Origin of the sequence: Paraflavisolibacter caeni (assembly GCF_025628885.1) — a bacterium.
GTDB classification, from domain to species: domain Bacteria; phylum Bacteroidota; class Bacteroidia; order Chitinophagales; family Chitinophagaceae; genus Flavisolibacter; species Flavisolibacter caeni.
In genome coordinates this window covers 155,418-170,439 of the sequence record NZ_JAOTIF010000004.1, presented here as the reverse complement: position 1 = coordinate 170,439, position 15,022 = coordinate 155,418, and the positions used below count along the sequence as shown (strand labels likewise).

Here is a 15,022-nt window from a genome sequence, read left to right as displayed (position 1 = left end):
TTAACAAACTCTTGCCATAGTGCAGAAAATCGTTAAATGCAGGATTAATTAATTTCACTCTGTAATGAAGATCAGGAAGTTTTACACCCTTATACTTTGCTTAACCGTACTGGTTTTTTCCTCATTTACGTCTGCCGCCCAGGATATAACCGGCATTTGGCGAGGATACTTTTTTACAGATCTTAATGACCAATACAAGTTTGAGATTCAAATAAAACAAAATACACAAAAGAGTATTTCCGGAGTCTCCTATTCCTATCTTACGACGGTTTTTTATGGCAAAGCAACGCTTACCGGTTTTTTTAATAAGACTGGTCAGACTGCTTTAATACAGGAAATTAAAACTGTTGAATTAAGAATGACTGGCGGTTCAGTAGCTTGTATTATGAAGCTTTTTATGAATTACACCAAATCTGGTAAAGAGGAATTCCTGGAAGGCACCTATACAAGTAAATATGAAAAGTCGGATAAAAAATATGGCATTACGAAAGGGGAAAGTTGCGGTAGTGGAAAAGTATATTTAAGGAAAGTAGTAACATCCGATTTTTATGTAGAGCCCTTCCTTAGAAACAATCCGGCTATTGACAAGCCTAATGTTGCCACTACTAAGCCGCCTTCAGCAAGTTCCACAACAAAAAAACCTTCTACTCCTCCGGCTTCCAAACCAGTTACGAAAGCACCTGCAAAATCAACGCCTCAGAAAGGATCAACGAAACCTCCTGTCTCGAAAGATGTTGTCGTAAAGTCAAAACCAGATACAATTAAAAAAAATACGCCTCCAATAGCAAGACAGGAAGCGCCAAAAACGGAAGCGCCCAAACCGTCAATGAACATACCGACAGTTACAAGGTCTCGTCAAAATGAACTAGCACAAACAATAACTGTAAAGCAGAAAGATTTAGTCATAAGGATTTACGATAATGGCGAAATTGACGATGATACGATTTCCATTTACTTAGATAATAAAATGCTACTAGCCAATCAACGGCTTACCGCCTCTCCTATTACCATTAACCTAAAAATGGATGAAGATAATTCTGAACACACATTAGTGATGGTTGCCGAAAATATGGGCCGTTTTCCACCCAATACTTCTTTGATGATCGTTCAGGATGGAGATAAGAGGTACCAGGTAAGAATCACATCTACCGAACAGAAAAACGCAATGGTTCGATTTAAACTGGAAGATTAAGCAGAACACTTTTAATTGATTACTAATTCATTAAGTCTTAACAGTAATTAGAAATTCCAGCCTTTTATTCCTCTAACTTCGCGATCCAAATTCTTGATCTCATGCAGAGGATTATCCTTTTTCTTTTAATTTTTGCTAATTCATTCATATCCGGTGCCCAAACAATCATCCGTCCCAAACTGGTAGTTGGGATCGTGGTAGACCAGATGCGTTGGGATTATTTATACCGTTACGCTGACCGTTATTCCAGCAGCGGTGGCTTTAAAAGATTATTACAAAATGGATTTAGTTGCGAAAACACATTAATCCCTTATTCACCCACTGTTACAGGCTGCGGACACGCCAGTATTTATACAGGTTCTGTGCCTGCCATTAATGGTATTACCGGTAACTTTTGGTTTGATAAAAATTTAAACCGCACTGTTTACTGTGCTGAAGATAAATCTGTAAAGACTGTTGGGAGTAATACTGAAGCCGGTTTAATGAGCCCCGTAAATATGTTTACAACCTCAGTTTGTGATGAATTGCGACTCGCAACCAATTTCCGCAGTAAGGTAATTGGAATTGCTTTAAAAGACAGGGGAAGCATTTTGCCGGCAGGTCATAGTGCAAATGGCGCCTATTGGTATGATTCAAAAACGGGCGACTGGATTACTTCTACTTACTATATGCAGGAGTTACCTAAGTGGGTAACTGATTTTAATGCAAAAAAGTTGGTGGACAAATATTACCAGCAAGATTGGAACACAATGTACCCGGTGGGCACCTATTTGCAAAGCAGCAAGGATGAAAATACATTTGAAAACAATCTTTTTGGCAGCACAAGTTTCCCGCATACCCTCAAACAATATATAGGTAAAAATTATGGCATTCTTCCTGCAACCCCTTATGGCAATGCACTTACAATAGAATTTGCAAAAGCTGCACTTAATGCAGAAAAATTAGGAGCTGATGAAGTTACAGATTTCCTGGCTATCAGTTTTTCAAGTCCAGATTATGTTGGTCACAGCTTTGGACCCAATTCAATTGAACAAGAAGATGTATATCTGCGTTTAGATAAACAATTAGGAGATTTCCTGGACTTTCTTGATACCAAGGTTGGAAAGAATGAATACCTTGTATTCCTGTCTGCTGACCACGGAGTAGCACATGTGCCCCAGTTTTTAAAAGAAAACAAAATACCTTCCGGATTATTTTACTCAAAGGTTATTGATTCGCTGAATAATTCTTTAGAAAAACAATTTGGACAACCTAAGCTAATTTCAACAGTCCAAAACTTGCAGCTTTATCTCAACCAGGAGTTATTGGATTCGGCTGGTATCAACGCAAAAGAAGTTAAAAATTGGATTATAAGAAATATCACCAAGCATCCTGGCATTGCCAGAGCTTTTGATCTTAATGAACTTTCCCAGACAACGCTGAATTCCAAGATTAAAGATATGATCACAAATGGCTATTATCCAAACCGTTGTGGAGATATTCAGCTGATTTTACAAGCACAGTGGATCGAAGCTTACTCAACTACCGGAACCACACACGGATTATGGAATCCATACGATGCGCATATACCTCTATTATGGTATGGATGGGGCATCAAGCAAGGAAAGACGAACAGGGAAACTTACATGTCAGATATTGCCCCTACTATTTCTGCCTTATTAAAAATTCAGATGCCCAGTGGTACGGTTGGGAAAGTTATTGAAGAAGTCATGAAGTAAAATATAATGCTATTCCAAGCAATTTTAAAATGGGATAGTTGTAATATTATTTGTATCTTAATGAGTCCCTAAACCCCATCTGTACAATCAAACATTTATATTATGAAAAAGATCCAATGGGTTGTCCTGTTGGCTTTCTTTCTGAACACGCTTCAGACCACAGGTCAGACTGCATCTTTTGCCAGCCAAACTGCTTCATTAGATCGCTTGCAATTTTTTCTTGATGACAGGCCATTGGAAATGACAGTTGCCACTGATTTCAGGAAAATGCAGTCAGAGCGGAAAAAAGGTGTTTATCAAAATGGATCAGTGACCATGAATTTGCCGGGAATTGATCCTATTACTGAAGATATTCGGTTATATGCCCGTGGTGAATTCCGCCGGCAAAACTGCAGAATGCCAGGATTAATGGTCAATTTTAAAACGCCCAATTCTCCTGTATTGAGTCCTCTTAAGAAAATGAAACTCACCTGTGGCTGCGGCCCGTCTTCCAATGAAGAAAGGTTGCTTTTGACAGAATATCTTATTTACAAAATGTACACCCTTTTTACTGATATGAGTTTAAAGGTTAGACTGTCAAAAGTTACTTACAGAGATACCAGGGAGAAAATGAAGGAATACACCCAATATGGCTTTTTGATGGAAGATGTTGATGATATGGCTGCGCGTAACAGTTGTAAAGAAGTTGAAGGGAAAACCTTTGTAACCGAGCAGACTAATCGTAAGCAAATGACATTAGTGGCTATTTTTCAGTACATGGTAGGTAATACTGACTGGTCAGTTCCCAATTACCACAATATCAAGCTGATGCGCTCGAAGGAGGATTCACTGTCACTGCCTTATGTGGTTCCTTATGATTTTGACTTTGCTGGTATGGTCAATGCATATTATGCAACTCCAACCCAAGAACTCGGTATTGAGAAAGTAACAGAAAGATTATACAGGGGTTTCCCAAGAAGAATGGATGAATTACAGGAGACATTAGATATTTTCAGAAATAAAAAAGAAGAAGTTTTTGCATTGGTATCGGGGTTCGAATTGATTAAGAAAAATGAAAGAGACTTAATGTTAAGGTATCTTCAGGAATTTTATACAACCATTGAAAATCCAAGACAGGTACAAAAGATCTTCATAGATAATGCAAGGACACAGTAAATACTGTTATATTAAAAATTGATTAGAAAAAACATCTCCCATCTGTTCTATTGCTAATATATTCTGATAGAATGTAACTTGCTGTAAAATAGATATCGTGTCCGGCGAAGAAAGAAAAATACTCATTGTTGAAGATGAACATAAAATTGCTGATACGCTTAAGCTTGGATTGTTAGAAAATGGATATTTTGCAGAAGTTGCTTATGATGGTGCTATTGGTTACAAGCTTTTTACAACACATCAGTACAATTTAATTATATTAGACATTAACCTGCCAGGTATGAATGGTTATGAGTTGTGTAAAGCCATTCGTAGCCGAAATAGCAGTATTCCCATCATTATGCTTACTGCATTAAATGCGCTCAATGACAAAATTGAAGGCTATGATGCCGGCGCCGATGATTATCTAATCAAGCCTTTCGAATTTAAAGAGCTTCAACTAAAGATCAGGGTATTACTGAAACGGACTATGAATCAGAATATCCCAGTCGGGAATGTTTTAAAAGCTGCAGACCTTGAAATTAACTTAGACAGCAAAGAAGTGCGGAGGGGTGAAAAGGAGATCACTCTAACAGCCAAAGAATTTCAGTTATTAGAATACTTGTTGCGAAATAAAAATAAAGTAGTTTCAAGGGCAGATATTGCCATTAATGTTTGGGATATTGACTTTGATACAAATACCAATGTGATAGATGTTTACATCAATTATGTAAGGAACAAGGTTGATAAAAACTTTCCTCAGAAGTTAATTCAAACACAGGTTGGCATGGGATACATTTTAAAAGATAAAGAAAGCTAATGCCGGTCAGACTTCGCATTACCCTTTTATTTACAGCTATTGTCTTTACCATTCTTGGCTTATTATGCAGCGCTGTTTTTTACAATATATATACCAACAGACAACACAATGCGAAAGCCCGGCTTACGAACCGTGCCATTACCACTGGGCGCCTTTTAAGTCAATCAGCAATTTTTAATTCAGAACTGTTGCAAAAGATTGATTCATCAACAGCGTTGTCATTCAAACGCAAAACCGTTCAGGCTTATGATTATTTGAATAACAAGGTTTATTCCTTTAGCGACCATCCAGAAGATACCGTCTTTGTATCCCATCAGCAACTGGATGATGCAAGAGTGAAAAAAAGTGTTTATTTCAAAATCAATGATAAAGACGCCGTAGCCTATCATTATACGGATAAGAATAATCGGATTGTAATTGTAGCCTCAGGATATGATGATTTTGGAAATAGGCTTCTGCGCCAACTTGCTTATTTTTTAATATTGAGTTTTGTAGGAGGTAATATCATTGCATTTATCAGTGGTTTGGTTTTTTCTAAAAAGTTGCTTCAACCTGTACAAAAAATTGCAGATGAAGTCAATGAGATTTCAGCGCAAAATTTAACCAGGCGAATCGCTACAACCCAAAATCATGATGAATGGAACCATTTGTCTCAAACCTTAAATGAATTACTAAACCGTTTACAGGAAAGTTTTCAGATGCAACAAAGGTTTATTGCCAATGCATCACATGAAATATCTACTCCACTTACATCTATTTCCAGTCAGTTGGAAGTTTCTCTCCAAAGAGAGAGGACAGCAGAAGAGTATCGGAATGTAATGAACTCAATATACCAGGATGTAAGACATATGAGTAAATTGACCCAGACCCTCCTGGAATTCGCAAAAGCTTCAGGGAGTGCAGGCGGTATAGAAATCAATCCACTGCGATTAGATGAAATTGTACTTCGCTTACCGTCTGAAGTTGCCAAATTAAAAAACCAGTATAATGTTTTACTTTCTTTTGGCGATTTGCCTGAAGATGAAGAAAGTTTAATTATTTATGGCAATGAGGAACTTTTATTTACATCCATTAAAAATATTGTTATTAATGCCTGCAAATATTCTGAATCGCACGAGGCCAAAGTGCGACTTTCAGCAGACACTTCAAAAGTGTATATTAACATTGAAGATACCGGTAAGGGAATACCTGAATCTGAGTTAAACAGCATATTTGAACCTTTTTACAGAGTTGAAGATAGCCGTTCAACTGAAGGGTTTGGATTAGGGCTGTCGTTAGCCAACAGGATTATCAAGCTGCATAAAGGTGAAATTGCAGTTGAATCCAAACCAGGAACTGGTACCAAGTTCACAATCTCCTTTATTCCTGGCAAATACAATAATTTCTAATTCATTTCTAATCTAAAATTCATCAGTTTTTAAGACTAGCATAGGACTTTGCATATATTATTGTTGAAGTTCGAAAATTTGGCATGAAGAATACATTGAGCATACGTAAAGGTCTCATAATTTTTATATTAGGATTGATTTTTGCCAACGGATATCTCATCAATCAGAATGTTTTTTATAAACAAAAAAATCGTGAACTCTTGTTGCAGAACGATTCCTTACAATCAGTAAACCTAATGCTTCTGAATTCTATTGATTCTGTTTCAAGCAGAAATAAGTCCATTTCGGAAAGCAGGTTAACTGTAAGATAAATCAATTCCCGAACATAAGGGTATAGCCCTAAACCACCTTTATAACATTGGATGCGAATACCATAAGCCACATTCTACTGCCAATCGATTTTAGTGAGAGCTCTTTGAATGCTTTCGAAACAGGTGTTGCTATTGCGCAAAAAAACAATGCTTCCGTAACAATTATTCATGTCCAGGACAATACTTTCGAATATGACCATACAAATCTGCATGGAAATCATAAAATAGAAGACAATTTTGGCGATGTTTTAAATGCCTTGGCTGATGCAGCCCAGTTAAAATTGGGTAAAGTTCCCAGGTTGATCATGGGTGAAGGCCCTATCACTGCATCTATTGTAAATACAGCAAATAAATACTCCTGTGATCTGATCGTGATGGGAGCGCATGGAGCATCAGGTTATAGAGAACTATTCATAGGCACTAATACTTATAAAGTAATTAAATATGCCAGCTGCCCGGTGTTGATTATACCAACTAAAAAGAAATTCAAACAATTTAACAACGTTCTATTTCCCTTAAAACCGCTACCTGGTGTTCTTAAAAAATATGATTTAATTCGCTGCATGACGTCTAATAATCAAGAAACCAGCTTAGAGATCCTTTGTTTGTCATCTAAAATAAATGATGATGATGAGCAATTATTTGAATACCTGTTGGATGAATTTAAAGAAAGGACTGAAGGTGTGCCAACAAAGGTTTCCTCGCAATATAGCTTTGGAAATAACATTGCAGAAATAATTCTGAAAACGGCCGAAGAATTAAGGTCCGATCTCCTATTATTAACACCTTCCATTGATATAAGCAACAAACAGTTCTTTATTGGTCCGTACACACAGAGGATCTTACATCATTCAAAGACCCCAGTTCTGGTTATTAAAAGAAATAATTAATGATGAAAAGATCCTAGATTTTAAGATCAAAATTCAGGATTCACTATAATTATGTATATAAATTTTATTTTCACGTTTTTGTATTACCTGTAATCTCCAATAAATACTGCTTTTTCAGTTGATCATAAAAAGAATGTTTATCAATTAAAAGAGCAGCTAAATTTGAAAGCAAAGCTGCAATCATCAAGTGAAAAATTACGCTATGCCTATCCGTCATTTCTAGCACCAAAATAGCGGAAGTAAATGGCGTCCGGGTAACACCTGTAAGGAATCCAACCATTCCACTAAGAATAAGAATATTGGCATTTGAGCCAAAAAAGTCAAATAAACCTGATATAAATGCCCCAATACTTGCACCAGCTGCAAGAGATGGTGCAAATACACCACCAGCAGCACCAGTGCCAAAAGAAATAGCTGGTCCCACCATACGCAGCAAAACAGTTAGCCAATCTTCGTGTTTATCAGCAGTAAACAATACCGTAGTCATTAATTCTTTGCCGGAACCAAGCACCTTTTCATTAAGAAAAAAAGCTATCAAGGAAATGACGATACCTGATAATAGTATAAATCCGATAATTTTTGCAGGCATTAAGATAGCACTCCGCCATTTTAATATTTTCAATATTAGCTTTGCCATCAAACTGCCGCCAATGCCAGTCAGTATTGCAGTAATCCCAATGCCGAAAAATATTGTAAAGCGCAGGCTTCCAACATATGGGTAACCAAGATATAAATAAGGCCCAAGGATTCCTTGCGCTGTTAAACCAGCTATGATCACTGCTGAAAAGAGAGCGGTTCTGAAGAAACGCACATGAATACGCGCCAGCTCTTCCATAGCAAATACTACACCCCCTAAAGGCGTATTAAAAGCTGCAGCTAATCCTGCAGCAGCTCCGGTAAGAATATAACTCTGCCGGGAAAGCTTTGGCCAACTTTCTGGAATCCATTTATTAATAAGACGAAATACAGAACCTGCTATTTGAATGGTAGGCCCTTCTCTTCCAATCGCAGCTCCACCCAAAACCATGGTGATACTCGATAAAATCTTGATAATAATAATGCGAAAACTAAGCAGTTTATCAATTTTATCATTATACTTTGGATTTGACAACTCAATAGCAGCCATTACTTGGGGGATTCCACTCCCCTTTGCATTAGGTGCAAATTTTTGAACAATCCACCAGGCAACTATAAAGCACAATGGAGTTAATATGAATATTGACCACCTATGAGCATGAAATAAATATTTCAGCAATTGCTCTGCATAGCCAAAAAGACCAGCATATCCTACTGCAATCAGTCCTGTCAATAATGAAGCTACCCACAAAGGAAATGCCTGTAAAAAATTTTCTTTAAACTTTTCAGTAGCTAATACGCCGGTTATAAGCTTTATTTGTTTCTTCAAATTGCTCATCCACTCACTTATGACTGCAAAGTAAATACATAATCAATCACGTGAGCGTATATAAGGCATTCATCAATTTCGATTCCCATAAAATTTAATAGAGACGTTTCTCAAACGATAAAAGAAAACAAGGCTCCTGCTAATGCTAATATTACAGCCATAATAAAAGCTGTTGTAAAAGACTTCACTTCAAAACCACTGAAAAAAGCGTCCGCAATTTTGATCATAATAGCTGTAACAAACAGCCGGATTAAAAAACTTAATAAGAAAAGAGTGAACAGATTTAATGGAAAACGTAAAATAGCTCCTATGGTTGCATTTAATATGGCAATCACCAGTGCCACACCGACAGCTGTTCCATAATCCTTTACATGTACTGATGAGATTATGCGGGACAACATCAATAATACAAATGCATTGAATAACAATTCTAATATAAATCCCATATCATGCTGTTTTATATATTAATCAGCTTAAGAATAGTCAAAACAAACACCATTCCACCTATTATTTTCCAAGTTTGCAATCATCGATAAACTTTACGAATCTATTGCAAACCTGCATGTATATAAATAGATAGTTTCCTGCAATTACATAGTTTCTTCGAAAATATCCTCTGTCATGCGATTCTGCTTTAACAGCTTATAATGGTTTTTTAATGAAGTGAGCAATGGATATGTACGGTAAGGCAATTTAAATTCCTGAGCATATTGTTTCAATAACATTGTTAACTCCGGATAATAAGCATGGTTAATATTGGGGAATAAATGGTGAACTACATGATAATTAAAACAGCCCATAAAAAATCGAGTGAACCAATTATTATGGCTCACATCATTGGTTGTGATCAACATGTGCATCATCCAACTATGCGAAAGTTGGTTTTGGTCATCAGGCAATGGAAATTCATTTTCAGTATTTGCATGTGGGCTTAGTAATACAAACAAGGAAAAAACACTGGCTGTAAATAACATTATAGAAAATGCAATGAGTACTTGAATCCAGGAAATTGGTAGGATCCACTTAGGAAGAACAACCGTATAAAATAGAAAAATCCCTTTCAATAAAAACAACTTAACATATTCAATTTTAGGAATTTGAATCAACTTTTGAACGGTTCTTCCTTTAATAAAGAAATCTTTAAAATCACGCACCAGTAGCCAGTTGGCTAAGTACAAGGGGTACAACAGCGGCAGGTAGATGTGCTGATACTTATGAATTTTAGTATATGGACCATTGGGAAACACTCGTGCCAATTTACTTTGCTCAATATCCGTATCCCACCCTTCAACATTTGGATAATTATGATGAAACCTGATATGGCGGGTCTTCCACATAAAGCTATTAGCACCCATCAGGTCAAAAATGTATACATACAGGTTATTTGCTCTCTTACTTTGAAAAATGGTGCCGTGTACGGCCTCATGTATGGTATTGAGAAAAACAAATACCAGCATCAATCCCATTAAAAAATAACATAGATAGAATATAGAGATATTCCGACCCCAGTACAATACCGAAAGGTAGATTAGGAAGTAAAATGCAGGGAATAGTATAGCTTTCAGAACAATCTCACTTCTCCTTTTTGATTCCAGCAATTTTACAATTACATGGGCTTCCTTTCGAAGATTATTAAAAACTGACTTCTCGTTATCAGAAGAATAAATAGGCTTAACCATTTGTCATGATTTATGTCAAGGAATCAAGGGTACCCCTTTAAACCACGAATAAACATGTTCACTAAAAACCAAATACCTAATTACAATTTGAATATATAATAAAAACTTAAGTAATGAGTGATCATATTGCTCAAAAAATCTAGAATTATTCCAAATATTGGAAGATTACTTGCAAACAGGTCTTGGGGAAATAAATTTGATATGTTTTAAACTTTTTTGTTTTTCCACTGTCAATAATGATAGTTTTTCAAAGGATATTAGTTTAAAACGGGGCTGGATTTCTATCCAAGCCCTTTTTTTAACCCATTTCACATTGTTAATACCATATTTAATTACTTAAATATGCACTGTTTTCCATTTTTAATATTGCCTATACAATATTTTATATAAAACAGCTACTTTTGCATTATGCAAAAGGAAGACTGCCTGTTAGACCGCTGTTTTTTATGCAAGCATAGTCTGCCGGCTTGGAAAAGCTTGATAGAATTAAAAAAAACCACTTTTTCTTTTAAAAAAGGCAAAAAGATATTCCAGGAAGGCGAACCTGTAAAAGGCATTTTCTTTATTTATGAGGGTAGTGTAAAGGTTACAATGAATTGGGGAGAACAAAAAGAACTTATACTGCGCTTTGCCAAGGCAGGGGATGTATTAGGGCATAGAGGATTTGGAGGAGATCCGTTTTATCCAATCTCGGCCACAGCTTTGGAGGATTGTAAAGTATGTTTTATTGATAACAGCTTCCTGGAAGCCTCTTTAATTGCCAATCCCGCGCTATCTAATCAGCTCATGCAGGTTTTTGCACAAGAGCTTCAAAAGGCAGAAAAAAGGATGCGCGATCTTGTCCACATGGAGGTAAAAGGCCGGATTGTATTGGCTCTTTTTGAAATCATAGATGCATTCGGTACAGATGAAAACGGTTATATATCGCTTCAAATTAGTCGTCAGGATATTGCTTCCTATGCGGGAACGACTTATGAAACAGTTTTCAAATTCTTTACAGAGCTAACTGGCAAAGGAATTCTTTCCACTTCAGGTAAAAGCATAAAGATCAACGATCCTAAAGCATTGCAATCCTTCATCAAATATTAATCCCGCAGAAAGTGTGCATTACTCATTAAATACAAATTATTTATTAATGAATCAATTAGCAAAGGAACCTATTAACCGTATTCCAATTTCAGTTTCTCTCGATGACAATGTAACCCCACAGGATGTAAGTCCTACTGCAAGATCAGACAAAAAGCGGCTTTTATATTTGTCGCTCCTGACAATTCTGATCGCTGGTTTTGTAAGTATCCTGGCTAAGTTGCTGGTTTACCTCATTAACCTGATCACCAATATTTCATTTTACCAAAAACTTTCGACACATGCATCTTCACCAGTCTCAAATTCCCTTAGCGTTTTAGTCATTTTGATTCCTGCTATTGGGGGTATTATTGTAGGATTGATGGCCTTATACGGCTCCAAGGCAATCAGAGGGCATGGCATTCCGGAGGCCATGGAACAGATCCTGGTCAACAAAAGTAAAATCCGGCCTTCCATAACTTACTTAAAACCAGTATCAGCAGCCATTTCGATCGGAACAGGCGGACCATTTGGTGCCGAAGGGCCGATCATTGCCACTGGTGGTGCGCTTGGATCAACTATAGGCCAGTTGCTTAAAATTAGCTCCTATGAAAGAAAAATCCTTCTCGCCTCAGGAGCAACTGCTGGAATGTCTGCCATCTTTGGTAGTCCTATTGCGGCAATCTTCCTGGCTATTGAATTGTTATTGTTTGAATTCTCCCCTCGTTCTATTATTCCAGTTGCACTTGCGTGTATCACTGGTGCTGCCGGTCACCATTTATTATTTGAGCCAGGAGCTGTATTCCCTACCCCATTCATTGAAACTCCTACCAATAGTGCATTGGCCATATACAGTGGTATTGGACTGGTAATAGGAATTTTAGCCGCCGCCATAACCAAAGTGGTGTATTTTATTGAAGATGCGTTTGAAAAACTACCTATTCACTGGATGTGGTGGCCAATGTTAGGAGGCTTGGTTGTTGGATTTATTGGTTATTTCGCCCCACGTACTTTAGGTGTTGGCTATGAAAATATTACTGATCTACTTTCTGGAAAAACAGCAATAAGTATTGTTCTTTCGCTTTGCATTATGAAATTCATTTCGTGGGCAATTGCACTAGGAAGCGGAACTTCAGGCGGCACATTGGCTCCTTTACTGACAATTGGCGGCGCTACCGGCGCACTCTTAGGAACAGGAGCCCTTTATTTGTTTCCTGATAGCGGAATGACTATAACAGTAGCTGCCCTGGTAGGAATGTCAGCAATGTTTGCCGGAGCATCGAGGGCATTATTAACCTCGATTGTTTTTGCAATTGAAACAACACAACAGGCCAATGCATTGTTGCCATTATTGGCGGCCTGTGTTGGCTCCTATCTTATCTCCTATCTCCTGATGAAAAATACTATCATGACAGAAAAAATTGCTCGCAGAGGCGTAGCCACGCCACATATTTATGAGCCGGACATATTAAATAACCTAAAAGTAAAACAAGTTCAAACAGACGAAGCAATAGTACTTGACCACACAGCTACGGCTAATGAAGTACGAGCCTGGATAAAAGAAAAAAAACTACATCAACAAAACTATTACGTGGTTGCAGATCAAGAAGGGAACTTCAAAGGAGTTATCAGTTCATCTGATATTTTTAATCTACATTTTAACGATGATTCTAATATAGAAGTTCTGATACAGCGAAAACGATTTGTTGTGAGAACAGAAGACAATTTGAAAAAGGCTGTAGAAATCATGGCTCGTGAAAATTTGGATGTTGTACCTGTCATTAGTGAAGATGATAATAAAATTACAGGAGTGCTCTCTTACAGGAATATTATATCAGTGTATACACAGAATGCTGAAGAGCATAAGGAGAATGTTGCCATCTCCCTGAAAAGGAGAACATTGAAAATTCTTTTACATGGAAAGAAAAAAATTTCCATGATTAAAAATAGTTGACCTTAAAAATTGAATCATATGATACCTCAATTTGATAAATTATCGGGAGCAGATAGGGAACTCTTAATGAAAGCCCCAGTAATGATCTCAGTTCTGGCCTCCTGCTCATTTGGGCAGGTGAATGAAGCACAGAAAAACGATGCCATAAAACTTGCGCATTTAAGGCAATTTACAGCGCCACCTTTATTGCAGGAATATTACAAGGAAGTTGAAAAGGGGTTTAAAAAGCAATATGAAGAAGAAGTAAAATTGTATTTCCCATTCGATGAGGAAAAAAGGAATGGGCTGAAAAGAGAAATAAGTAAAGTCAATGAGGTAATTACGAAGCTTGATCCTTTTTTTGGTAAGCTTCTTTTGAAAAGCCTTGAAGGTTACGCAAAACATGTAAAGAATTCAGTACATACTGTATTCCAGGACTTTATTTTTCCAATCACATATTCAAAGTTGAACAATTATTTATAAAGCTTTTCTCAAGTCAGATCCAGATCATTTCATACAAAATATATCCGCTATGTATGAAAATATTTATTTACATGCATTGTGGCATGTAAGAGCAGGAAATGTTAATGAATTCCTCTTGTTTATTAAGTCTTTGTAGTTTGCATTTTGTTATGAATGGTTTTTAACAGCCAAAATGACAATAAAACCCAGGCAAATCCTAGTAAGAATCCGGCAAGCACATCACTGGCATAGTGATAGCGTAAAACAATCCTACTGATGCCTATTAAAATAGAAAGCAATAACAATAAGCCGGACAACAACAATTTCCATTTTTTACTCCAATTACCTTTCCAGGTAAGCCAAATGAGCACACTGCAAAAAATAAAGGAGGAAAGAGCATGTCCACTTGGAAAACTATAATTATGTAAAGTTTCAAAAAGTGGTAGATCAGGCCGTTTACGGCCAAAGAAAGTCTTTAAACTATACATCAATCCAGTGCTTGTAAGGCTTATAACAGTTGTATCTATTGCATCAGTCCAGCGTCTATTAATGAGGAGCACCATTACTATAATAAAATATGAAGGCAACAAAAACACTGGAGACCCCAATAAAGTCAATATTCTAAAAAAGTTGATAACAGCCGGTGTTGCATAGTTTTTCAAATAACTGAATACTAAAGTATCAAACCAATCCTCATTCTCTAAAACAACCTCATCTGCAATCATTGCAAAGGCAAAGAGAGAAATAAAAAAAAGGAGGATCGCAATTGCAGTTTTTAAAGAAATTTCCTGAAGATATTTTTTATAAATTTCTTTCATTCTAAAATTGAATTAAAAAGCGATGGTTCAGGTCTGAAATGCAATAAATTCAGTAAAAAGTAGTTCTGATCATAGATCTGCTTTGCAATTGCCAGGCCAAGGCCTGTACCTTTCGAAAATCGGATGCTGAGGAAAGCATTCATGTGTTGCTAATGGTAACAGTCCCTTGTACCTGTATTAGGTTATTGAAGTACATTAAATTTTCTG

13 protein-coding genes are annotated in these 15,022 nt (G+C 36.8%); 9 read left to right on the top strand and 4 right to left on the bottom strand.

Going from position 1 to position 15,022, the window contains the following annotated elements; translation table 11 throughout:
- Window positions 1-64 precede the first annotated feature (64 nt).
- The 6 genes from OCK74_RS08355 to OCK74_RS08330 all read left to right on the top strand — a co-directional run bounded on the left by OCK74_RS08355 (window position 65) and on the right by OCK74_RS08330 (window position 7,453).
- Window positions 65-1,192, top strand: a complete 1,128-nt coding sequence (locus OCK74_RS08355) for a hypothetical protein (RefSeq protein WP_279296566.1) — start codon at window positions 65-67, stop codon at window positions 1,190-1,192.
- Between the two features lie 101 nt (window positions 1,193-1,293).
- Window positions 1,294-2,910: an alkaline phosphatase PafA gene (pafA, locus tag OCK74_RS08350; protein ID WP_279296565.1), complete on the top strand. Its 1,617-nt coding sequence runs from the start codon at window positions 1,294-1,296 to the stop codon at window positions 2,908-2,910.
- Window positions 2,911-3,012: 102 nt separating this feature from the next.
- Entirely contained in the window at window positions 3,013-4,065 is a 1,053-nt protein-coding gene (locus tag OCK74_RS08345) for a hypothetical protein (protein ID WP_279296564.1), read from the top strand.
- 97 nt (window positions 4,066-4,162) lie between these two features.
- A complete protein-coding gene (locus tag OCK74_RS08340; protein ID WP_279296563.1) occupies window positions 4,163-4,864 on the top strand; it encodes a response regulator transcription factor in 702 nt (233 codons plus the stop codon).
- Window positions 4,864-6,252, top strand: coding sequence for a sensor histidine kinase (locus OCK74_RS08335; protein ID WP_279296562.1), 1,389 nt, complete (start codon window positions 4,864-4,866; stop codon window positions 6,250-6,252). Before OCK74_RS08340 ends, OCK74_RS08335 begins: the two co-directional genes overlap by 1 nt.
- A gap of 358 nt (window positions 6,253-6,610) precedes the next feature.
- Window positions 6,611-7,453 (top strand): universal stress protein, encoded by an 843-nt coding sequence (locus OCK74_RS08330; RefSeq protein WP_279296561.1) that lies wholly within the window; start codon window positions 6,611-6,613, stop codon window positions 7,451-7,453.
- A 70-nt stretch (window positions 7,454-7,523) separates the two neighbouring features.
- Here the strand turns inward: OCK74_RS08330 and OCK74_RS08325 are convergent, their stop codons facing one another.
- From OCK74_RS08325 to OCK74_RS08315, 3 genes are all read right to left on the bottom strand, one after another.
- Window positions 7,524-8,867 (bottom strand): chloride channel protein, encoded by a 1,344-nt coding sequence (locus tag OCK74_RS08325; RefSeq protein ID WP_279296560.1) that lies wholly within the window; start codon window positions 8,865-8,867, stop codon window positions 7,524-7,526.
- A 101-nt stretch (window positions 8,868-8,968) separates the two neighbouring features.
- On the bottom strand, window positions 8,969-9,304 hold the full coding sequence (locus OCK74_RS08320) for a phage holin family protein (protein ID WP_279296559.1): 336 nt from the start codon (window positions 9,302-9,304) through the stop codon (window positions 8,969-8,971).
- 144 nt (window positions 9,305-9,448) lie between these two features.
- Window positions 9,449-10,537 (bottom strand): fatty acid desaturase family protein, encoded by a 1,089-nt coding sequence (locus OCK74_RS08315; protein WP_279296558.1) that lies wholly within the window; start codon window positions 10,535-10,537, stop codon window positions 9,449-9,451.
- 408 nt (window positions 10,538-10,945) lie between these two features.
- Between OCK74_RS08315 and OCK74_RS08310 the strand changes: the two genes are divergently transcribed.
- The 3 genes from OCK74_RS08310 to OCK74_RS08300 are packed head-to-tail and all read left to right on the top strand — an operon-like array spanning window position 10,946 to window position 14,018.
- On the top strand, window positions 10,946-11,626 hold the full coding sequence (locus OCK74_RS08310) for a Crp/Fnr family transcriptional regulator (protein ID WP_279296557.1): 681 nt from the start codon (window positions 10,946-10,948) through the stop codon (window positions 11,624-11,626).
- 46 nt (window positions 11,627-11,672) lie between these two features.
- Window positions 11,673-13,556 (top strand): chloride channel protein, encoded by a 1,884-nt coding sequence (locus OCK74_RS08305; RefSeq protein WP_279296556.1) that lies wholly within the window; start codon window positions 11,673-11,675, stop codon window positions 13,554-13,556.
- 18 nt (window positions 13,557-13,574) lie between these two features.
- Window positions 13,575-14,018 carry a hypothetical protein gene (locus OCK74_RS08300; RefSeq protein ID WP_279296555.1) on the top strand — a complete coding sequence of 148 codons (444 nt, stop codon included), beginning with the start codon at window positions 13,575-13,577 and terminating at the stop codon, window positions 14,016-14,018.
- 122 nt (window positions 14,019-14,140) lie between these two features.
- Here OCK74_RS08300 and OCK74_RS08295 read toward each other — a convergent pair whose 3' ends face one another.
- Complete coding sequence (locus OCK74_RS08295) at window positions 14,141-14,815, bottom strand: phosphatase PAP2 family protein (protein WP_279296554.1); 675 nt, start codon at window positions 14,813-14,815, stop codon at window positions 14,141-14,143.
- Between the last annotated feature and the right edge of the window lie 207 nt (window positions 14,816-15,022).

What these genes read in the sequence shown, in the direction of transcription:
- OCK74_RS08345 (WP_279296564.1), top strand. Translation starts at nt 3,013, where the DNA reads ATGAAAAAGATCCAATGGGTTGTCCTGTTGGCTTTCTTTCTGAACACG.
- pafA (WP_279296565.1), top strand. Translation starts at nt 1,294, where the DNA reads ATGCAGAGGATTATCCTTTTTCTTTTAATTTTTGCTAATTCATTCATA.
- OCK74_RS08300 (WP_279296555.1), top strand. Translation starts at nt 13,575, where the DNA reads ATGATACCTCAATTTGATAAATTATCGGGAGCAGATAGGGAACTCTTA.
- OCK74_RS08295 (WP_279296554.1), bottom strand. Translation starts at nt 14,815, where the DNA reads ATGAAAGAAATTTATAAAAAATATCTTCAGGAAATTTCTTTAAAAACT.
- OCK74_RS08310 (WP_279296557.1), top strand. Translation starts at nt 10,946, where the DNA reads ATGCAAAAGGAAGACTGCCTGTTAGACCGCTGTTTTTTATGCAAGCAT.
- OCK74_RS08320 (WP_279296559.1), bottom strand. Translation starts at nt 9,304, where the DNA reads ATGGGATTTATATTAGAATTGTTATTCAATGCATTTGTATTATTGATG.
- OCK74_RS08335 (WP_279296562.1), top strand. Translation starts at nt 4,864, where the DNA reads ATGCCGGTCAGACTTCGCATTACCCTTTTATTTACAGCTATTGTCTTT.
- OCK74_RS08315 (WP_279296558.1), bottom strand. Translation starts at nt 10,537, where the DNA reads ATGGTTAAGCCTATTTATTCTTCTGATAACGAGAAGTCAGTTTTTAAT.
- OCK74_RS08305 (WP_279296556.1), top strand. Translation starts at nt 11,673, where the DNA reads ATGAATCAATTAGCAAAGGAACCTATTAACCGTATTCCAATTTCAGTT.
- OCK74_RS08325 (WP_279296560.1), bottom strand. Translation starts at nt 8,867, where the DNA reads ATGAGCAATTTGAAGAAACAAATAAAGCTTATAACCGGCGTATTAGCT.
- OCK74_RS08355 (WP_279296566.1), top strand. Translation starts at nt 65, where the DNA reads ATGAAGATCAGGAAGTTTTACACCCTTATACTTTGCTTAACCGTACTG.